Below are 20,814 nucleotides of genomic sequence, written 5' to 3'. Positions count from 1 at the left end.
GCAAGAGAAAGATATATCAGTTACCAGTTACCAGTTACCAGTTACCAGTATCGTTCTGGTAACCGGCAACTGATAACTGGCAACTGTTATGCCGACAGCGTATCGGTGTAGACTTGCCCGAACCGGTCGGTGACTTCAACGCGGATTTCCTTGGCCTGCGCCGACACGTTGGCTACGAACAGGTGGTCGGTGAGCGTGGGGTCCACGAATTTGTGCTTGGCGGGTAAGTTTGGTCCCCCGTGCAGGCGCACCGACAGCGGGTCGAAGCCGGTGTGTTGCTGCATTTCGCCGCGGCGGGTACCGTCTTCAAACCAAGCTACTTTCCAGCTCGGGTCCCAATTCCAGACGTTCACTACCAACGCATCGGGGCGCTCGGGTAGGCTGCCTTTCGGGTAAATGCGGAACTGGTGGGTGCGCTCCTGCCCAATAGCTTTGTAGTACCACTTTATCTCGCTGCCGCGCACCTCGTACACGCCGTAGCCGCCGGGCGTACCGTCGGTGCAGATTGGGCCGGTCCACCACGCGCCGCACACAGTGCCGTGCACATGCTCCACCACGTTTTCCTCGGTTTGCAGCACTTCGTTGAAGTGCGTGTGGCCCGACATGATGTGCGCTTTATAGGGCTTCAGCAAGCGGTACAGCTCTTTGCGGTTGGACACCACGCCGCCCATCGGCTCTTCCTTGTCTTTGTTGCGCACATGCTGCTTGGTGTACGGCGGAATGTGCAAGCTCACCACCACGGTAGCGCCCGGCTTCACGTGGGCCAGGTCCTGCTCCAGCCACGCCAGTTGGCGCTCAGTCAGATAGCCGATGTACTTTTTGGCCGACCCGATGAAAAACACGTCATCAAGCACCACATAGTGAATCTCGCCCCGGTTGAAAGAGTAATACGTGGGGCCAAACAGCTTCTTGAAGGTATCGGCGGAATGGTCGTCGGTGCGGGCCGTAAGGTCCATATCGTGGTTCCCAATGACCTGGAAGAACGGGATGCCCGTGCTGGCCACGCCCTGCTGATAATCGTCGAACAGTTCGAAATGGTCCCACACCAAGTCGCCGCAGCCGATGCCGTGAAACAACGTGCCTGCGCTGTAGCTGGCGAGCAGCTTTTGGGTATCGGGTACGGCGGTGGCTTTAAACTCGGCGGCATCGGCCTTGGATATCATCTGCGGGTCGGCCCACACGATGAAGTTGTGCTGTGTATCGTCTTGGGCTAGTTTGCGCAGCTCGAAGTCCGCCTTGAAACGGTCCTTCACCGGCTCTTTCTTCCGGTAGAAACGGGCCACGCCCTTTTCCTGCGGAAACTCGTAGCCGCGCGGCACCGAAATGTACACGAAGTCGGCAGCGCCGCTGCTTTCCAGTGTGTACTGGCCTTTGGCATCGGTGAGCGTGACGTTGATACCGTCGGTAACGGCCACACCGGCTATGCCTTGGCCTTGGGCGTGCACTTTGCCGCTGAGGGTAGCTACGGCTACCTCGGGGCTGGTGCCAGCGGCACCTTTACCTTTAGACCGGGCCAAACCTAGGTTCACGTCCAGTGTCACGCCCAGGCCCGCCAGGCCGATGGATTTCAGGAAAGTTCTGCGTTGTTGCGACATCGTATGCGGGTTAATTTAAGAGAAAGAGACGGTCATGCTGAGCGAAGCCGAAGCTTCTCTACTGCTTTATTACTGACGTCAAGCAGTGTTTGACAATAAAGATGCTTCTTGCCGTCAGCATGACGTTTTGATCAGCACGACAGCCTGTTCAGCGCCAATTACTTTTCCCACCACACTTTGGTGTTCACATTGTCACCGCCCATAGCTTCCGCGACAACGCGGTAATTTTCGGGGTTGTTGGTTTGCACCACCAGCGGATACCGGAACCGGACGGGCATCCCCCCGCCATTCTGCAAGTCCTGGCCGCGGGGAAGCACCGGCAGGCCCGTGCGGCGGTACTCAAACCACTGCTGATAGTCGTTGAAATACAGCGCGTAGTACTTTTGAAGCATAATGCGGGCCAGGGTGCCGTTGTAAGCAGTGGCAGCATTCTGGAAGTAATTGGCTGGCATGGTCAGACCCCATTGCTCGATGGCGGCCTTCACGCCTCGCTCGTAATGGATGCGGGCGTCGGCAGTGGTGTAACCTTTTAGCGCGGCCTCGGCCTTAATGAACTCCACCTCGGCGTAAGTCATAATTACCGAAGCCATAGGGGCCGCAACCGAGGCCTCTATCAGCTTCACGTTGAGGTTGGAAGGCTGAAACTGAAATTGCGCGTCACTGCCCCCATAGGCGCTCGGAATGCCTTTGTAGCCAATGGTAGCGCGCCCGTCTTTCGAGCGGGCCAGCGTATTGAACTTTGGTAGGCGCGGGTCCGACCACGCATTCAGGTTGTCGATGAAAAACTCGGCGCCGGCGCGTCCGGTGGTAAAGTCAACGGACCGGCCCCAAGGCGATACATTGGGCGTTACGCCCGTAATTTTCAGGATGGCCGCTTCGCTGTTCTGCGTGAAAACCGGATATTTCGCCGGGTCATTGATCATAGCTGCCAGCCGGGTAGAGGCATTGGTTTCGGTGCGCTTGGAGATGCGCAGCAGCAGCCGCATCCGTAGCGAGTTGCAGAACTTCTGCCAGTTCTCCATTTTGTTTTCATAGAGAATATCGGTGCCGTAGGTCGTAGTCCTCGTTTTATTGAAGAGGCCGTTGGCAGTTTCCAGGTCGTCGAGCAGCTTGGCGTAAATGTCGGCCTGCGAATCAAAGATGGCGTACAGGATACCTTCCTCGGCTTGGCTAGCCTGCGTCATGGGCACGTCCCCGAAGGCATCAGTCAGAATGGAGTAGGCCCAGGCGTTCAGCGTGAGGGCTATGGCTTCGTAGTTAGGGTCTTGGGCGGCTACGGCAGCGATGCGCATTTCCCGGATGTTGGCAAGCCAGCGGTAGTAGGTGGTCCACGTGGAGTTGCCGGCCCCGTCGCTCACCACGTAGCGGTGAATACCTCCCGACACACTCGGAAACGGCAGTGCCACCTGCATGATATCGTGCGTGAAATCGTCGGCCCGGACAGAGTTGAAGCTAGCCAACTCGTACACAATGGGGTTGAGCAGCGTACCCGGACTGATCTTCTCGATGCGGTTCGGGTCTAAGTTCAACTCATCAAACCCCTCCGTACACGAAACCAAGCTGCCGCCAAAGGCTAGCATCAGAAGCACTACAAACTTTTTCATTGGAAATAAAAAGGAAGTCAAAAGGAAGTGGGCTAGCAGGCCAAGGCTATTATCTAGTTGCTAGAATTGAAGCGTGATGTTCACGCCCATGGTGCGAGTGGAGGGAAGCTGGCCGATTTCCACGCCGGGCATGATGGTGCCGCCATTAAGGGCTGCCGTTTCCGGATCGAACATGGGGAACTTGGTCCACATGGCTAGGTCGCGGCCGTAAAGGCCGATAGTGGCGCCCGTGAAGGCTTTGGTGCGGGCGAGCAAAGCGGCAGGTAAGGTGTACTCGATGCGGGTTTCGCGCAGCTTCAGAAAAGACGCATCAAACGAGTTGCTCTCGATGTTGGCGCGGCGGTAGTACTCGGCGTAAAAATCCGCCGGAATCACTGGAGTGGTATTTGGCGAGTAGGTGCCATCAGGATTAGCCACTACTCCGTCGCCGACGATGTAGCCTTCTTCGCGGCCCGGCAGCGTGGATTTCAGCTTGCCCTGCTCGCTCATCTTGTGGTGCGTTTGGGAGTAGATAATGCCTCCATACTGGCCATCGAGCAGAACACTGACCCGGAAGTTCTGGTAGGAAAACTCGTTCAGGAAGCCGCCTTTCCAGTTGGCGTAGGCTCGCCCGATGCGCTTGATGTTGGCCGCCTGCACCGGCAAACCTTTGTTGTTGTAGATGATCTTGCCCTCGGGACTATAGTCGAAGCCGAAACCATAAATGTCGCCGGTAGTGCCGCCTACTTTGGCGATGATACTGGCCGTGCCGCCTTGGCCAATTACCTGCTGTTCTTCGAAGCCATCGGCCAAGCTCAACAACTTATTGCGGTTGCGGGCCCACGTAACAGTGGTTTTCCATTTGAAGGCATTGTTGGCGATGGGCTGGCCATTGAGTACTACTTCCACACCCCGGTTGCGTACTTCACCGGCGTTTACAATTGCCCGGCTGTAGCCCGTGGTGGGGTCGAGACCTATTGCCAGGATCTGGTTACGTGTGTTGCTCTGATAGGCTGTTAGGTCAGCTCCGATGCGGCCCTGAAACATCAGGTACTCTATGCCTGCCTCGAAGCTGGTTGTGATTTCCGGCTTGAAGTTGGCGTTGTGCAGCGTGACGGGCGCCAAGCCCGCGCTTGGGAATTCGCTGCGGTCGTAGTACTTGCGGGTGCGGTACGGTTCGGTGTCGTTGCCGACCTGTGCCGCCGACAACCGTAGCTTCGCCAAGGAAACCGAAGCGGGCATTGGCAGCAACTCATTCAAGATAAGGCTGGAGCTAATAGACGGGTAGAAAAACGAGTTGTTCTGCGCCGGCAGCGTACTCGACCAGTCATTGCGCCCGGTCAAGTCCACAAAAATCTTATCGTCGAAGGAAAATGAGGTGAAGGCGTACAGGCTATTGATGCGCCGGGCCGTGGAGGTACTAGCAAGCTGCGGATTATTGAGGCCGTTGGCGAGCTTGTACACGCCCGGAATCACGAGGCCTTCTACTACCCCATCGATGCCGCGGTATTTGCGGTCCATGCGGTTGGCTCCCACAGAAGCCCGCACATCAAAGCGGCCGCCGAACTTCTCGTGGTACGTGAGCAGGGCGTCCGTATTCACTTCGTAGTTGCCGATGTCCTGTTGCTTGAAATAGCCGGCCTTGAAGTTGGCGGTACTATAAGGGCGGCGCATTTCTCGTTCTTCCTGCGTGGTGGCAATGCCGGAGCGCACCAGCAGGTCGAGCTTCGGCGAAAATTCGTAGATGGCCGACAAATTACCCACCACAGTGCGTGTGTTCACCGAGTTGGTCATCTCGTGAGCAATCAGATACGGGTTGTCGATAAACGAACTGAAAGGGTGCACCTGATCAATTTGGTCGAAGCCGTTTTTCCAGACGGTACGGTACGCATCGAGCGGCACGTTGGGGTTCTGGAAGATCATGAAGTACGACATCGACTGGTTGTTGTAGCCCGTGGCGGGCAGGTTGTCGCTCGTGCGACTGGTGAAGTTCACCTTGCCGGCCAGCTTCAACTTCGAGGCGATGCTGTGGTTGACGCTTAAGGCTGCCGTTAGCCGCTCATAGCCCGTATTGGGCATGATCCATTCGTTTTTGGAGTGTGTGATGGATGCCCGCGCCGAGCTAGTTTCGTTGCCGCCTTCCAGCGCCACGCTGTTGGTAAACGTAGAGCCGGTGCGGTAGAAACCCTTAATGTTGTCTTTGTACGGTACCCACGGCAGCCGCTCCGCCGACTGAGTCTGCGTCACCGGGTCGTACTGGTAGTACATCTGCCCATCAAATTTCGGCCCGAACGCACTGCTGGTGTTGCCCGTATTGGCCCCATCGGCGGAGGCCCCGTAGGAGTAGTACATTTCGCCGGCCGCGTTGAACGCGCGGCCCGTGCCCTGGCCGTACTCGTACTGGTAGTCAGGCCACTTCAGCACCGTGTTGATGCTGGAGTTGCTATTCACCGTTACGCCCAAGCCTTTTTTCTTACGTGAGCCGGTTTTGGTGGTGATGATGAGGGCCCCATTGGCGGCGCGGCTACCATAGAGGGCGGTAGCGCCGGCACCTTTTAGCACGGTGATGCTCGCAATATCGTCGGGGTTGATGTCGGCGATGCCGTTGCCGAAGTCCACAGGCACGTCGTTGCCGGAGCCGGCTCCGTAGGCACTACCCACCCCCGAGGTAGTCAATCCGCTGTTCATCGGTACGCCATCGAGCACAATCAGGGCGTTGTTACCGTTAGGGTCCAAGGATCTGTCGCCACGGAGCGAAATGCGTGTGGAGTTTACGGGCCCCGAACCTGGCGAAATCAGGCTCAACCCTGCCACCTTACCGGATAGCGCTTGTGCAAAGTTGTTGGGCCGTGCTTCCACCAGGGCTTCCCCGCTTACCGTTTGGGTGGCGTAGCCGAGGGCTTTCTGCTCCCGCTTGATGCCCAGGGCCGTCACTACTACTTCATTGAGCTGCTTGGCGTCGGGTGCCAGCCGAAGATTCAGCTTGGTTTTGCCTTCCACCGGCACTTCCTGCGTGAGGTAGCCGATAAAAGTTACTAGCAGCATGGCGTCGGGTGCGGCGCTAACGGTATAGATTCCTTGCGCATCGGTAGATGCGCCTATAGTAGTACCCTTTACTACCACCGTCGCGCCGGGCAGCGGTAGGCCTTGGTCGTCGGTTACAGTACCCGAAATAGTTTGAGTTTGTGCCAGGACACTACTGCTTACAAAAAGCACAGGAAGGCCCGTTGCACAGAGCCGGCCGGCTCGAGCTAAGTAATTGTAAGGCATGTGGTTGCAGGGTTGTTTTCGACCGCAAAACTACCCGCGCTCCATTACTAAAATGTTACTTTAAGAATATGAAATTATAAGCTGCTAAATAAAATTATAGAATATGCTTAAGCTGTAATACTTATAGAACAGAGCTGCATACTGTAGCTGATCATTATCAGTAGGCTTTTGAATATCAACACCTTATTTCAGAACAGGCAACAGTATTAAGTTAGGCTGCTACCCACTGATCGGAAATGCATTTTACGGCAATGCTAACTAGTTGCTAAGTCTAGCTACCAATCGACGTTAATTGCTTGAGCTGCTGCAGGGCTTCTTCAGCAACAGGAAAGCGCGCTGCTTCCAACACCGCTCTGCAGGGGCCGTACAGCTTCTCTATGCGCTATATTTCTCTCGACCTCGAAACCTCCGGCGGCCGGCCCCAACGTCATCAAATCCTGGAACTGGCCGCGGTGGTAGAAGACACCAAGCACCTGCTGCCGCTGCCAGAGCTGCCCGCCTTTCGGCGCATAGTGCGCCACCCCGAGTACGTAGGCACCGCCGGCGCCCTGGCCCTCAATGCCCGCTTGCTCCAAGAACTAGCCGCCAAGGAGCCCAATCCCGAACTCTGTACTCCCGATGAGCTACTGCCGCAGCTACGCGAGTTTCTGCTCGAACACAACTTCAAGCCCGACAAAAACGACTGCGTAAACGTGACCATGGCCGGCAAAAACATTGCCTCCTTCGACCTCGGCTTCCTGCGTGAATTACCTGGCTACGGCACCCTAGTACGCGCCGAACCTGCCATGCTCGACCCGGCGGCTTTCTACCTCAACTGGCGCAAAGACTCCCGCCTCCCCACCATGCAAATCTGCAAAGCCCGCGCTGGTTTCGAAGACGATACCGTGGCCCACGAAGCTCTGGCCGATGCCCTTGACGTGGTGCAGCTGCTGCGCCCGTTTTACGAACTGCCGGTATACAAAGAGGCGAAATTGTGAAGTGGTGAAATTGTGAGTTGACGTTCCAACTCCGCGTAACGCGCAAGCAGGACGTCAAACTCACCAGTTCACCACTTCACAATTTCGCCTCTTACCAGTCGCCGCTGGCGCCGCCGCCGCCGGAGCTGCCGCCGCCGAAACCGCCGAAGCCGCCGCCGCCACCTCCAAAACCACCGCCGCCACCAAATACGCCGCGGCCGCCCGAGAAGTCCCCGAAAATAATGGGTGGCACCATCATGCCGCCGCCGAAGCCGCCGCGGCCACCCCGGCCGCCGCCCCCGCCGCGCGAACGAAGCAGCATAAACAGAATCAGGGCGCCGATTATCACCCAAAACGTCCAGCCCGAGCCACTATCGTCGGTGCGGCGTTGTCGGGTTTGAGTGGTTTGGTCGGCTTTGTACTCGCCTTTAGCCAACGCAATCAGCTGATCGGTGGCCCGGTCAAGGCCTTGGTAGTACTGCTCTTCCCGGAAAGCCGGAACTATTGTGTTGGAAATAATGCGCTTGGCCAGCGCGTCCGGAATGGCGCCTTCCAGGCCGTAGCCGGTTTGAATACGTGCTTTTTGCTCTTGCTTGGCAATGAGCAGCAGCACGCCATTGTTGTTGCCTTTTTGCCCAATACCCCAGGTTTCGTAAAGCTTTTGGGCGTAATCGGCAATTTCGTTGTCGCCCAGCGTGGGTATCGTCACGACGGCAATCTGCGAGGAAGTGGAATCGTTGTAGTTGACCAGCTTCTGCTCCAGCGCCGCTACTTCGTCGGGCCGCAACATGCCCGCTAAGTCGTTTACCAAGCGTGGGGGCGAGGGACGCGGCGGCACCTCCTGCGCCAAGGCCCCCAGCTGCACAACTAGCAGCAAAAGCGCCAGCAGCAGCGGCCGAAGCCAGGCCCGATACAAAACAGGGAGGGGCTGCATCATACGCGGGGGGGCTGCGGCGGACCGCCGCCGAATGAAATAGAGTCGTCGAGTTCGTTTTTGTCGGTCACGGAGTTGTAAGGGAAATAGCGTTTCAGTTGCTCGCCCACCATCCGGATGCCATGCTCTAAGCCCGTAGCGTATTTTTCAGTGCGAAACTGATTCAGTACGGTTTCCTTGGTGGTTTCCCAGAAATCGTCGGGTACGGCGGAGTTGATACCGGCATCGCCAATAACGGCGAACTGACGGCTTTTCCAGGCCAGGTAAAACAGCACCCCGTTGCGTTGCGCGGTGCGGTGCATGTTCAACTCGGCAAATACTTGCGCGGCCCGATCCAAGGGTTCCGGCGTGGGGCAGGTATCTTCCAGATGCACCCGAATTTCACCAGAAGTGGTGATTTCGGCCTGCCGAATAGCCGCAACCAGGGCGGCTTCCTGCTCGGGAGTGAGAGGGTTGATCATAGGTGGTGGGGGTTTAGGACTTGGGGTGGGGCAGAGAAAACAGGCGTATTGAATGGGCGCCAAAGCATCTTGGCAGAGCAGCGGAGGTATCGGCTACGCGAAGGCAGCGGGAGAATTGCTCCAGCTCCGTTCAGCACGACAAACACCACTACGAAGCCAAAGAAACACTTGCGGGCGCCACATCAAACAGATTGTTCTTTCTGCTTATGCACCTTCCCAAGTCCTAACCAACCAAATTAAAACTGAACCGTTGGGGCTTTCTGCGAAGCCGCGTCGGCTGCGAAATATGGCTTCTCGGCAAAACCAAACATGCCCGCAAACAGGTTGTTCGGAAACGACTTCACAAAGCCATTGTAGTCGTTGGTGGTGGTGTTGAATTTGTTGCGTTCCACGTTAATGCGGTTTTCGGTGCCTTCTATCTGCGCTTGCAGTTCCTGAAAGTTGGCATTGGCTTTCAGTTCCGGATAATTTTCCGATACGGCCAGCAACCGGCCCAAGCCGCTGCTCAGTTGGCTTTGCGCCGCCTGAAACTTTTCCAGGTTTTCAGGCGTGAGCTGATCAGCCGAAATGTTGACGCCGGTGGCGTTGGCACGGGCCTGCACGACGGCTTCGAGGGTGCCTTTTTCGAAGTTAGCAGCGCCTTTTACAGTGTTTACCAGGTTGGGAATCAGGTCGGCGCGGCGCTGATAGGCACTTTGCACGTTGGCCCATTGTGATTTCACAGCTTGGTCGCGGCTGACCATACCATTGTAGCCGCACGACGACTGTGAAAGAAGAATCACCAGGCTGGCGAAGTAGAGGAGGAAACGTTTCATGAGGGAGAGAGTTGATGAATTAGAAAATAGGAAGGTTGCGAAAATTAAAGAAAGTGAATTTAAAGCTCTACGGCGCAGCTTGCACAAGTAACGCCGTAGATTGTTGAAAACACCATCTGGCAATTTCACAACTCTACCTTTCTGTTGTGCCAAAGTACGAATTCACGCCGCAGCGGTTGTGTATGAAGCGGCTCCGGTCGCGATTCACTATTTTGCGAACTTACGCCACGCTTGTTGTTCATGAAAGCCATTATTCCCGTCGCGGGTATTGGGTCGCGCCTGCGCCCGCACACGCACACCCAGCCGAAATCCCTCGTGCCGGTGGCCGGCAACACCATCCTGGGGCACATCATCGACCGGCTCAGCGCGGCCGGGGTCCAGGAGTTTGTGTTTATTATCGGCTACCTCGGCGAGAAGATAGAGCGCTACGTCCGGCGCAGCTACCCGCAAATTCGCAGCTCGTTTGTGGTGCAGGAGCCTCGCGAAGGCATTGCCCACGCCCTGTGGCTGGCCCGCGATACATTCCGCAATGAAGCCGACGGCATGCTAATTTTGCTCGGTGATACTATTGTAGACGTGGACTTGCCCGCCATGATGCAAACGCCCGGCAACGTGCTAGCGGTGAAGGAAGTGAAAACGCCCTCCATGTTCGGCCTCGTGGAAACGGCTTTGAATGGCCGCGTGACGAAGGTGGTCGAGAAGCCGCGTATTCCGAAGTCCAACTACGCCCTGGTAGGCCTTTACAAGATTGCCAACCCCGACTGGCTGGCAAAGGCGTTAGAGCAGCTCATCGAGCAGGACTTGCGCACGCACGGCGAGTTTCAACTCACCGATGCCCTTATGCTCATGATTCAGGGAGGAGCCGAAATGACCACTGCACCGGTGGATAACTGGTTTGACTGCGGCCGCAAGGACTCCCTGCTCGAAGCCAACGCCCGCCTGCTCAACCGCCCCGAATTTCTGGACCGTCGCGACTATCCCGAGTTTCCCGACACCATCATCATCCCGCCCGTCAGCATCGGCCGCGACTGCGAAATCAGCAATTCCATTATCGGTCCCAACGTGGCCATCGGCGACCGGACTATCGTGAAGAACACCATCCTGAGCGAGTCTATTATCGGCTCGTATAGCGAGTTGCGCTCGGCCGTGATGCACGATTGTATTGTGGGTTCCGATGCTTCCTTCAAAGGCATGCGCCACAGCCTCAACATCGGCGATAATACCGAAATTGACTACAGCTAAAACTCGTTTGGCGGGGTGGTGCCACGACTTGCCGAAGGGCTTCGTGGCACCACTACTGTTGAACGACTGGCGTTGAGCGCTCTTCTAACTCAATAGCAAGCAGCCACCAGCAGCAATAGTGGTACTGCGATGGAAAAAGTCATAGCACCACTCCGCCGGCGCGCCTTTCGCGTATCAACCTTACTTCTAAAAAAACTTCTTGCTTATATATGATGCGTATTCTTCGGCGGTCCACGGTTTTTTTTGCAGCACTTCTGCTTACGGTAGCCGCTGGCAGGGCCCAAACGCCGCTTGGTCAGCCTTCGTTTGATGAGCAGAAAGTGCAAGTGTGGTGCGCCACGGCGAAGTTTGTGTACGAAGACAACGGCCGGCCCAACCTGAAAAGCACCTTGCGTTGCGGGGGCGCCCTCAAGGAGTTCGAGAACAGCATCAAAGCCGATAGCCAGCGCGTGTTTAGTGCGCTCTACCAGCCCCTAGAAGGGCGCGGCACCATCTACCGCGGGCTTGGCTCGAATCCGTCGCGCCTGCAAAAGCTGAAGACGGAGATTATCAGCCGCCTCAAATCGTCGCCGGCCCGTCGGGCTAGTCCGGCCCGGATGCAGCGCCTCGCCGCGCTGGAAACCGCACTTACCAACTACGTTGAAAATGGCACGCCCATCGGTAACCAAACCGAAGAGGCGTCGGCCGAAGCGGTAGATACCACCCTTACTGCCGACGACACTGCCGAAGCAGGCGACGCAGGACTGGATGAAGCCGGAGTTGCCCGCCCTGCCGAAGCCGCACGGGGAGCAGGGGAGAGCCTGATAAACAAGTTTTTCGGCCCGCTGGCGCTGATTATGGCCTTGCTAAGCTTGGTGCTGTACGTATTGATGCGGCGCAACATGGCCGTATTTCAGCAAGAGCTACTTACCCGCATGACGCAGCGGCAAGATGAAATCATGGCCACCCGCAGTACCCCCGTAGCTGCCGCTGCCCCGGTAGTAGCCCAGCAACTCAGCCCCGAACTCCAACGCCAGGTGGAGCAGCTAGTGTTGCAGCGCGTGGAAACCGAGTTAGCCAAGCGGGAGCAGACGATTGCCCCGACGCCGGCCGCCGAGCCCGAAGTGTCCGTGGCCGACGTACCGCGGGTAGCTCCCCAGCCCGTAGCCATAGTAGCTCCGGTGCCTTCTGTGCCTTCGTCCGCTCTCGAAACGCCGCTTTCTTCTGGCCTGTCTACTACGCAAGACACCCCCGTGCCGATGACGGAAATAGCTGGTCCGCCCGTGGTGATTCCCGTCGGCTCGCCAGCTACCGCGCTGCGCGAAGATTTTGAAAGCATCGTTCCACCCGTTTACTTACCCGAGCCGGCCCCAACGGCCCCAGCTGAACCCGCCGAAACTATCATCCGGTACGCGAAAGCACCTTTGGATAGCGTGTTCCGGGACGAGGACTTCACGGATGAACTGCAAGACGACAGCGTGTACGAGGTTTTCCTAGACCCGCAGTGGCCGGAGCTGGCTTCGTTCCAGGTAAGCCCAGTGCCCACCGTGCAAACCTATCTGCTGCAAAGCGCGCCCCCCGATTTACTAGCTGCCGCCTGCGACTACGAGCAGCCAACGGGTCCCGTAGCCCAGATACGCACGCTGGAAGAAGGCATTCTGCGCCGCGTAGAGGGTGTCTGGCAGGTCGAGCAAAAGGCGGTCGTGCAGTTTGAGGGGTAGCTTTTCACTTGTCTCTCAGCGTATAATCGTTGTAGCTGTACTGTCCGGTGCCTAATTGGTCGTCTTCATTTAAGTAGACGATCCAATTGTCATCACCGCTCTCGAATCGCCAGGGGCCTTGTTCTTTCACTATTTGCCCTTGTCTTACCTCGTAATAATTATGAGGCTTTAGTTCAAGCACGCAGCTAGCGCAATCAGGATAGGAGCTAAGCTGGTAAACGCCGGTTTGATCGGCTTCCGCTTTTAGATGATTACGATAGATGTTGCCCACAAAGCAAGCAAACAGCACGGCGCCAATGCTGCTCCGGATCAAACAGCCTCTCCTGGATGCAGGAGTAGCTGCAGTAAAAAAGCGTATTAGCCAGTAAAGACCATAACCACCAAGCACGGCGTAGATAAAGCAAATAAAAGCAGCGCCGAGAGCAGACATAGAAGTGGTGAAAATACTTCGTTACACAAGTACATGTAGCATCTATTGCAGTTGTAGAAGAATCTGTGATTTATCTTCGGGCCCTCCCTTGTTATTCCTTCCATGCAAGTACGATTATTCCCGGCGCTGGCGCTGATGCTGCTGGCGGGCTGCCGCTCGTCGCAGACATACTCGCCGACTGCTGAAACTTCTTCCACTGCTCCCCGCATTCCCGTGCTATACCCCGAAACCCGCAAATCCGACCAAGTCGACGACTACTTTGGTACGCCCGTACCCGACCCTTACCGCTGGCTCGAAGACCCCGACTCGCCAGAAACCAAGGCGTGGGTAACCGCCCAGAACAAGGTGTCGTTTGGTTACCTCGAGCAGATTCCGTTTCGCACCAAAATCCGGGAGCGGCTAACCACCATCTGGAACTACGAGCGGTTTGGCGTGCCGCAGGAAGAAGGCGGGCAACTGTATTACTCGAAAAACGACGGCCTGCAAAACCAAGCCGTGCTTTACACGCAGCAAGACGGCCAGCAGGGGCAACCCGACGTTTTGCTTGATCCCAACAAGCTATCAGCCGATGGCACTACGGCCCTGGCCGGCACCTTCTTTTCCAACGACCACCGCTATATGGCCTACGCCACCAGTGGCGGCGGCTCCGACTGGCAGCAATACAAGGTGATAGACCTGGAAAGCCGCAAGCCCCTGCCCGACGAGCTGAATTGGGTGAAAGTATCGGGTGCGGCCTGGTATAAAGACGGCTTCTTCTATAGCCGCTACGACGCGCCGAAGGCGGGGCAAAGCAAACTGGCGGTCAAAAACGAGTACCACAAAGTATACTTCCACAAGCTCGGCACCACCCAAGACAAAGACAAGCTTGTGTACGAGAACCCAAAAATGGCATTGGGCTTTCGTACCGTGGGCACCACCGAAGACGAACGGTTCCTGGTGCTCTACCTCACCGATGGCAAAGCCGACGGCAACCGCCTCTCCGTCCGCGACCTGACCGACCCTAAGCAAGCTGACACGTTCACGCCCCTCATTAGCAGCTACGAGCACAACAACTCAGTAATCGGCAACATCGGCGAGCAACTGCTGGTACTCACCGACTACAAGGCCCCGCGTTTTCGCGTAGTACTCATCGACCCTAAAAAGCCGCAGGAAGCCAATTGGAAAGAGGTATTGCCTCAAACCGGGCAGAAACTAGAGGGCGTCAACCAGGTGGGGGGCTACTTGGTGGCTTCTTACTTGAAGGACGCCAGCAGCAATATTAAGGTGTACACCGAAGCCGGTGAGTTCAAGCACGATGTGGCCTTGCCCGCCATCGGCACCGCCGCGGGCTTTGGCGGCAAGCGCGATTCCAAGACGGTGTACTACGCCTTCACCTCGTTCACGTACCCGACCACCATCTACAAGTACGACCTCGCCAGCAACACCAGCACCGTATTCCGGGCGCCCAAGGTAGACGTGAAGCCGCAGGACTACATCACTACCCAGGTGTTTTACACCAGCAAAGACGGCACCAAGATTCCTATGTTCATCACCTACAAAAAAGGGGTGAAGCTGAACGGCCGGAACCCGACGTACTTGTATGCCTACGGCGGATTCAACATCTCGCTTACGCCTTCGTTTTCGGTGGCCCGCATGCTATGGCTGGAAAACGGCGGCATTCTGGCTATTCCCAACCTGCGGGGCGGGGGCGAGTACGGCGAGGGCTGGCACAAAGCCGGCATGACGCCCAACAAGCAAAACGTGTTCGACGATTTCATTGCCGCCGCCGAATACCTGAAGGTGCAGGGCTATACCAACACCGAGAAGCTGGCCATTGCCGGCGGCTCGAACGGCGGCCTGCTGGTAGGCGCCACCATGACCCAGCGCCCCGACTTGTGCAGCGTAGCTTTCCCGGCCGTAGGCGTCATGGATATGCTGCGCTACCAGAAGTTTACTATTGGCTGGAATTGGGCCCCCGAATACGGCACCTCCGATACGTACGCGCAGTTTCAGAACCTCTACAAGTTCTCGCCCCAACACAACCTGAAGCGCGCTGCCTACCCCGCCACCATGATAACCACCGCCGACCACGACGACCGGGTGGTGCCCGCGCACTCGTTTAAATTCGCCGCGGCCCTGCAAGCCGCCAACACCGGCCCGCGCCCCCAGCTGATTCGCGTGGACGTAAATGCGGGCCACGGCGCTGGCAAAAGTACCAAGCTTCAAATCGAGGAATGGGCCGACATTTGGTCGTTTGCGTACCTGAACATGGGTCTCAACCCGTATAAGTAGAGAACTGGCTGATTGGTGATTGGTAACTGTTGGCTAGTGAAGCTGAACGACTTGATAGGGGGTGGGCAAACGCAAGCCGGTCTACCCTCGCTAGTCAACAATTACTAATCACCAGTCAACAATCAGCATATCAACCCGTATCTTCGCGGCCACAACGCGCGTAACTTGCCCTACCTTTAGTTTTCACATGAAAAAAACGTTTCTGCTCGGTCTGTTGGCCGCTTCGCTGATGCTGTCCGCTACGTCGTGCAGCAACCCCGATTTCACTAGAGATGAGGAAATGGCCGTTCGGCCCCTGCCACCTATCCCGGCCGCTCCCGACACCGCTGGTGGAAGAGTAGCCCCTGAAAATCCGGCTACCCGCGAAATTACCGCACCAAATGCCACCGAGGACATCAAGAAGATGCAGCCAGTAATGTAGATAAAAAGGGATTGAGAAACAGGAATGAGCAATAGCCACTCGGCGCTGTTGCTCATTTTTTGTTGCAATCAATTTCCTTTGTGCCGTAGCCCGAACTACTAAGCTCGTGCTACTTACTCAACCAATACGTTGATTCAATAATCGTCTCAATTCCTCTTTCCCAATGAATATTCGTCGTGGCCGCGAGGCCGATTTACCACAGGTACTGGCCCTTATTCAGGAGCTAGCCGTGTATGAGCGGGCACCGCACGAAGTCACCAACACGCTCACCGATATGCAGCGCGACGGGTTCGGGGCGGACGCCATTTTCAAGTTTTTCGTGGCCGAACAATCCGACGGCAAAATCGTGGGTATTTCGCTTTACTACACGGCCTATTCCACCTGGAAAGGGCGGATGCTGTTTCTGGAAGACTTGGTAGTAACCGAGGAAATGCGCGGCACGGGCATTGGCAAGCAGCTTTTTGATGCCGTAGTAGCCGAAGCCCGCCACACGGGTGCCAACCGCATGAAGTGGCAAGTGCTGGATTGGAATGAACCCGCCATCGGCTTCTACAAGCGGATTGGTGCCAACCTCGACCCCGAGTGGCTGAACGGCAACCTCACGGCCGAACAACTACAAGCCTACACTTGCGCCCCAGGTGTTGAAGCCATTGTAACGGCTGGTACCTAAGCCTCGGTTGAACTGCCGAAGGCCTTTGAAAAGTAGTGTGGCCCTGCCGCCGGTGGCTACTTCAATGGCTGCCTATTGCTGCTGGCTCGGCCGAAGAAGCTGCCGAAGCTTTTTGGCGCAGCCACCACAGCCATAAGCCCGAACCAAGTGTCCAAATCACGCCGCCTGCTCCGGCTGGCACTGCTACCGCGGTGTTGAGGGCCAGCAGGGCCAGCAAACCTGGCAGCAGCAGCAGACGCAACGGCTCCAGCCAAGCGGCCCACCGGCGCCCTTCCAACAAGCCGCCCACGTTCATCACGCTCCAACCCAACCAGATAGCAGTGGTGATGCGCAAAAAAAGCGGCATGTGCGTTTGCGTGAACATAAATAGCGCCCCTATGCCCAACAGCAAAACGTATTGCGCCAGTACGTACCAGTTGAGCGCCGGCGTAGTGGCCGTAGCATATTTCTGGTAAGTGGCTACGGCTACTTCCGGCACCACGTAGGGGCCACCGGCGTGAACTGGCCGCCAACCGGGGCGGCCAAACAAGGTGCGAAGTTTATCGGCCAAGCCCGAGGTGTGGCGCACTTGCTGCCAAAGCTGCGCGTAGTGGCCGAGGTTGGCCCACAGCGGGTTCCAGGTATTTACAGGCGTCGTGACGCCGTATACCGGGCGCTCTTCCTCCGGCTGGAACGTGCCAAACAGTCGGTCCCAGACAATAAGCGCCCCCGCGTAATTACGGTCGATATACTTAGGATTGCGGGCGTGGTGTACGCGGTGGTGCGAAGGGGTATTGAGCACCCACTCCAGCGGGCCGAGTCGGCCGATAAACTCGGTATGGATCCAGAACTGGTAGAGCGTGACAAAGGCCGATACGTACACGAAAAACGTGGGCTCGAAGCCGATAACAGCCAGTGGCAAATAAAAAGCAAATGTAAACAACTCCTGCCACGACCCCTGCCGCAGCGCCACCGACAGGTTGTAGTCCTCGCTCTGGTGATGTACCACGTGCCCGCCCCAGAACAGATTAATTTCGTGGCTCATGCGGTGCGCCCAATAGTAGCAGAAATCAACCAGCACAAACAAAAGCAGCCCCGTAGCCCAGGTACGCGGCACGTGTTGCAGGGCCGCGTGCTCATACAAAAATGCGTACGCCGTTACCCCAATAATTTTCATGAACACCCCCGTTACCTGTTGCGTAAGGCCGCAGCTGATATTGGTTAGGGCGTCGTGCAGGTGGTAGTGCTCGGTACGCTGCCAGCGCTCCACGAGCAGCTCAATGCCAATCAGCAGGAAGTAGATAGGAATCGACAGGACGATGGGATTGAGCATCGTTGTAATGTGCTGATCGGTGGTTGTTAGCGAACGTGCGAGTTTGAAGATAATGAATTATTAGCCAGCAGGTTGTAAGAGAAGTACAAGAAACATAAGACGCCTCAAAGCGTCGTCTGTTGCTGCATAGCAAGGCCGTTTGCAAATTTCAACTGCGTAAGTCCAGTAGCAATCAACAGTTAACAACCAACAATCAATTCATCAGCTTACCACTTCCAGCATGGTGCGGAACGAGGCGTAGCGCCCGCCAAACTGCCGCTCGATGTCTTTGCGTAGGGCCGGCGCCGCCACGTTCTGATATTCTTCCAGCTGCTCCAGGCTCACGCAATAATACTGCGCGGCATACGTGATGCCGTCGTCTTCTTCGTTGAGTAAGCGGCAAAGTTGGCTTCTAACAAAGAACCCAGTGGCCATCACCTCGGGCATGTGAGTTTCGCGCATGTAGTTCACCCACTGCTCGGCTATTTCAGGGTCGAGGCTGGTCGTGACGTTGTAAAGTATCATAGAAAGAAGTTGGGGTCTTGGTTGATAGGGAGCCCAAGGAGTGTTAAGACAAGGAAGCGCAACCGATTAAAGCTTCCGCAAAACAGGCAGAAGACTATAACGCAAAAGTCGGCCAAAAAATCCAACGCTTTCAACCTGCTGGTCTTAAGTCACTGTGTCATACCCGCATGTGGTCGAAGTGGAACTCCTGAATACGGGCCTGAATGTCTTTCGAGGAAAGCTTCTCGCGAATGGCGGCTTCCACCAAAGAAGGTAGCTCGGTAGTGCCGGCAAAGCGCAGAGCCAGAATCTGGCTAAGCTGTAGTTGGGTTTCGAGGGGGCGCAAGCTCTGGCCAGTGGCCTCGAAATACTGCTGCCGCACTTCCAGCCGGATAATTCGGTCCTGCAGCGCCAAGGCATAGTGCTGGCGCAGCATCAGGAGTACCCCCAAGCTCACAACGGCCAAGGCCATCAGGGTAAACCAGAGCCGCGAAACTTCGGTGTCGTCGCCGGCCACCGTGGAGTAGCGCCGGATGCTGTAAAGCGTTACCACAAACAAGGCGGGCAGCAGCACGAAGTGGTGCCACACGTAGAACATGGGCTTGTTTTTGGTTGGTTGAGAAGCCATAAAGAGCGGAATTAAAAGGAAAGTGTAGACACAAAAAACTCCGGCAAGAGAGCCGGAGTTTTTCAGTAATCAAGTCAAGAGAAAATAAGTTACCCTACGATTTGAGCGCTTTGGCCGCTTTCTTGGCTTCGCGGGCGCGGCGCTTTTCTTCGCTAGCCGTTTGCTTGGCTATCTTTTCCTGACGCTTCGCCTCTTTGGCGGCATCTTTTTGACGGCTTAGCTCCACTTTTTGCTCTTTCATTTGCCGCTTCTGCTCACGCATAGCGTTTTTCTGATCTTTAAGCTGGTTTTCGGTGGCGTCTACGGAGCTGCGGGACGAGGCCGTTTGTTGTTTCTGCGCTTCTAGGGTTGCTTTCGCGTCGGCGGCACGCTGCTTCTGGGTTTCCAGACGGGCTTGCGCTGAGTCGGCAGGAGTCGTGGTTTGAGCCTGGCCACTATGACTGCTCACGATACCAACTGCAAAGGCGAAAATGGCGAGGATCTTTTTCATGATGGACTTAAGGTTAAGTTCCGTTCTGATACGGTTGCTTGTAGCCAAGGTTGATTTTACAGTGTTATTCTTTGTTATTCTTCCACATAATCAAGTTCCTTGCCGTAGCTTTCTGGCAAGGTGCTGGCGCTGTAGAAGGCCAGCAGCAGCGTTACGGCTCCAATAACGGTCGCCGCCCCCGTGATGCCCAACGAGGGCTTCAGCGCCGAAAAAGCCGGGTTGATGAGCACGATGGCCCCGCGCGCAAAGTTGGGAGCCGTAGTGGCGACGGTGGAACGCAGGTTGGTACCGAACTGTTCGGCCGAAACCGTTACAAACAAAGCCCAGAAGCCTCCGGCGTAGCCAATCAGGAAGCAAACCAAATAGAACACAGTGGTGCTGGCGCCGTGCAGCCCATACAGGTACACGCCCACCATGAGGGCGCAGGCAGCAATAAATAGCTGCAAGGTTCGGTTGCGGCTCTTAAACAGTTGGCTAAGGGCGCCGCTAGTAAAGTCGCCCAGGGTGAGGCCAAAGTAGCACCAGAAAATGCTCAAGCCGCCCGTTACCGCGCCCTGCACGCCAAACTCCTTCCCAAACTCCGGAGCCATAGTTATCAGAATCCCCACCAAAAACCAAAATGGCACTCCCAGAAACAAGCAGCGGATGTACTTGGCCAGCCGGGGCCCGTTGGTGAAGAGACCAACAAAGTTGCCCCGCTCCACTCCTTCCCGCTTTGCCTGCTCGAACATACCCGACTCGAACACGCCCGCCCGCAAGGCCAACAATGCCAAGCCTAAGCCGCCCCCAATAAAGTAGGCATTGCGCCAGCCGAAATATTGCCCTACTCCGTACGCCACCATAGCCCCCGATACGCCCACCGATGCTACGATCATGGTACCGTAGCCGCGTTTCTCTTTGGGTAAGCTTTCTGCTACCAGCGTGATGCCCGCACCTAGTTCGCCGGCCAGGCCTACGCCGGCAATCAGCCGCAGCCAAGCATACTGGTCGATGGTTAACACAAAGCCGTTGGCAATGTTGGCCAGCGAATACATCAGGATAGAGCCGAACAGCACCGACAACCGGCCACGCTTATCACCTAAAATGCCCCACAGTATGCCGCCAAGCAGCATGCCGCCCATCTGCATACTGAGCAGATACTGCCCCTGCTCGGTAATGGCCGAGTCCGCAATGCCTATTCCCTTGAGGCTTTCCACCCGCACGATACTGAACAGCACCAAATCATAAATGTCAACGAAGTAACCCAGGGAAGCCACAACAACGACTGCGCTAAGCAAGGCAGCAGTTTTAGGCGCAGGCGAAGGCAACTTGGCGACGGACATGGGCGGGAGAGGTATAAGGGTGGAAGATCAGGAAGCTAGAAGGAACACTTTACGCATAATCCTGAAAAGCAGCAAACCAGCAATTCATTTACCAGGGCAAACGCATGAAGCATTAGGGACCTAGTTTTGGGCCATGAGCCACCCTATTCGTGCGTACTTTCTGCAAGTGGAAGATTTTCGTCAAGCGTCGAAATGCCGCTACCGCTTGGCTGATATTCTGCTCATTGGCTT

At 56.3% G+C, this 20,814-nt stretch carries 18 protein-coding genes; 6 read left to right on the top strand and 12 right to left on the bottom strand.

Going from position 1 to position 20,814, the window contains the following annotated elements; genetic code table 11:
* Positions 1–86: 86 nt before the first annotated feature.
* The 3 genes from VF639_RS06500 to VF639_RS06490 all read right to left on the bottom strand — a co-directional run bounded on the left by VF639_RS06500 (position 87) and on the right by VF639_RS06490 (position 6,448).
* Positions 87–1,595 (bottom strand): calcineurin-like phosphoesterase family protein, encoded by a 1,509-nt coding sequence (locus VF639_RS06500; protein ID WP_331145080.1) that lies wholly within the window; start codon positions 1,593–1,595, stop codon positions 87–89.
* A 158-nt stretch (positions 1,596–1,753) separates the two neighbouring features.
* Positions 1,754–3,199, bottom strand: a complete 1,446-nt coding sequence (locus VF639_RS06495; RefSeq protein WP_331145079.1) for a SusD/RagB family nutrient-binding outer membrane lipoprotein — start codon at positions 3,197–3,199, stop codon at positions 1,754–1,756.
* Between the two features lie 60 nt (positions 3,200–3,259).
* Entirely contained in the window at positions 3,260–6,448 is a 3,189-nt protein-coding gene (locus VF639_RS06490) for a SusC/RagA family TonB-linked outer membrane protein (protein ID WP_331145078.1), read from the bottom strand.
* A 377-nt stretch (positions 6,449–6,825) separates the two neighbouring features.
* Between VF639_RS06490 and VF639_RS06485 the strand changes: the two genes are divergently transcribed.
* Positions 6,826–7,425: a 3'-5' exonuclease family protein gene (locus tag VF639_RS06485; protein WP_331145077.1), complete on the top strand. Its 600-nt coding sequence runs from the start codon at positions 6,826–6,828 to the stop codon at positions 7,423–7,425.
* Positions 7,426–7,516: 91 nt separating this feature from the next.
* Here VF639_RS06485 and VF639_RS06480 read toward each other — a convergent pair whose 3' ends face one another.
* The 3 genes from VF639_RS06480 to VF639_RS06470 all read right to left on the bottom strand — a co-directional run bounded on the left by VF639_RS06480 (position 7,517) and on the right by VF639_RS06470 (position 9,614).
* Positions 7,517–8,338 (bottom strand): TPM domain-containing protein, encoded by an 822-nt coding sequence (locus tag VF639_RS06480; RefSeq protein WP_414654673.1) that lies wholly within the window; start codon positions 8,336–8,338, stop codon positions 7,517–7,519.
* The gene (locus VF639_RS06475; RefSeq protein WP_331145075.1) at positions 8,338–8,799 is read right to left on the bottom strand and encodes a TPM domain-containing protein; all 462 of its coding nucleotides are present in this window, start codon (positions 8,797–8,799) and stop codon (positions 8,338–8,340) included. Before VF639_RS06475 ends, VF639_RS06480 begins: the two co-directional genes overlap by 1 nt.
* Positions 8,800–9,035: 236 nt before the next feature.
* On the bottom strand, positions 9,036–9,614 hold the full coding sequence (locus tag VF639_RS06470; RefSeq protein ID WP_331145074.1) for a LemA family protein: 579 nt from the start codon (positions 9,612–9,614) through the stop codon (positions 9,036–9,038).
* A 240-nt stretch (positions 9,615–9,854) separates the two neighbouring features.
* On the opposite strand from VF639_RS06470, the gene VF639_RS06465 reads away from it, so the two are divergent.
* The gene (locus VF639_RS06465; protein ID WP_331145073.1) at positions 9,855–10,856 is read left to right on the top strand and encodes a sugar phosphate nucleotidyltransferase; all 1,002 of its coding nucleotides are present in this window, start codon (positions 9,855–9,857) and stop codon (positions 10,854–10,856) included.
* A 209-nt stretch (positions 10,857–11,065) separates the two neighbouring features.
* Positions 11,066–12,556 carry a hypothetical protein gene (locus tag VF639_RS06460; RefSeq protein WP_331145072.1) on the top strand — a complete coding sequence of 497 codons (1,491 nt, stop codon included), beginning with the start codon at positions 11,066–11,068 and terminating at the stop codon, positions 12,554–12,556.
* 4 nt (positions 12,557–12,560) lie between these two features.
* Here the strand turns inward: VF639_RS06460 and VF639_RS06455 are convergent, their stop codons facing one another.
* Complete coding sequence (locus tag VF639_RS06455; protein ID WP_331145071.1) at positions 12,561–12,986, bottom strand: hypothetical protein; 426 nt, start codon at positions 12,984–12,986, stop codon at positions 12,561–12,563.
* 102 nt (positions 12,987–13,088) lie between these two features.
* Here VF639_RS06455 and VF639_RS06450 point away from each other — a divergent pair, with 102 nt between their 5' ends.
* From VF639_RS06450 to VF639_RS06440, 3 genes are all read left to right on the top strand, one after another.
* On the top strand, positions 13,089–15,257 hold the full coding sequence (locus tag VF639_RS06450; protein ID WP_331145070.1) for a prolyl oligopeptidase family serine peptidase: 2,169 nt from the start codon (positions 13,089–13,091) through the stop codon (positions 15,255–15,257).
* 187 nt (positions 15,258–15,444) lie between these two features.
* Positions 15,445–15,678 carry a hypothetical protein gene (locus VF639_RS06445; protein WP_331145069.1) on the top strand — a complete coding sequence of 78 codons (234 nt, stop codon included), beginning with the start codon at positions 15,445–15,447 and terminating at the stop codon, positions 15,676–15,678.
* Positions 15,679–15,841: 163 nt separating this feature from the next.
* Complete coding sequence (locus VF639_RS06440) at positions 15,842–16,348, top strand: GNAT family N-acetyltransferase (protein WP_331145068.1); 507 nt, start codon at positions 15,842–15,844, stop codon at positions 16,346–16,348.
* 61 nt (positions 16,349–16,409) lie between these two features.
* Here the strand turns inward: VF639_RS06440 and VF639_RS06435 are convergent, their stop codons facing one another.
* The 5 genes from VF639_RS06435 to VF639_RS06415 form a co-directional block, all read right to left on the bottom strand.
* Positions 16,410–17,660 carry a sterol desaturase family protein gene (locus VF639_RS06435; protein ID WP_331145067.1) on the bottom strand — a complete coding sequence of 417 codons (1,251 nt, stop codon included), beginning with the start codon at positions 17,658–17,660 and terminating at the stop codon, positions 16,410–16,412.
* A gap of 201 nt (positions 17,661–17,861) precedes the next feature.
* On the bottom strand, positions 17,862–18,164 hold the full coding sequence (locus VF639_RS06430) for a DUF4286 family protein (protein WP_331145066.1): 303 nt from the start codon (positions 18,162–18,164) through the stop codon (positions 17,862–17,864).
* A gap of 157 nt (positions 18,165–18,321) precedes the next feature.
* Entirely contained in the window at positions 18,322–18,771 is a 450-nt protein-coding gene (locus tag VF639_RS06425) for a DUF6526 family protein (RefSeq protein ID WP_331145065.1), read from the bottom strand.
* A gap of 94 nt (positions 18,772–18,865) precedes the next feature.
* Positions 18,866–19,261: a hypothetical protein gene (locus VF639_RS06420; protein ID WP_331145064.1), complete on the bottom strand. Its 396-nt coding sequence runs from the start codon at positions 19,259–19,261 to the stop codon at positions 18,866–18,868.
* Between the two features lie 74 nt (positions 19,262–19,335).
* The gene (locus VF639_RS06415) at positions 19,336–20,583 is read right to left on the bottom strand and encodes an MFS transporter (protein ID WP_331145063.1); all 1,248 of its coding nucleotides are present in this window, start codon (positions 20,581–20,583) and stop codon (positions 19,336–19,338) included.
* Positions 20,584–20,814: the final 231 nt, after the last annotated feature.

Source organism: Hymenobacter sp. (genome assembly GCF_036387835.1).
GTDB lineage: Bacteria > Bacteroidota > Bacteroidia > Cytophagales > Hymenobacteraceae > Hymenobacter.
This window is presented reverse-complemented; position numbering and strand designations above follow the sequence as displayed.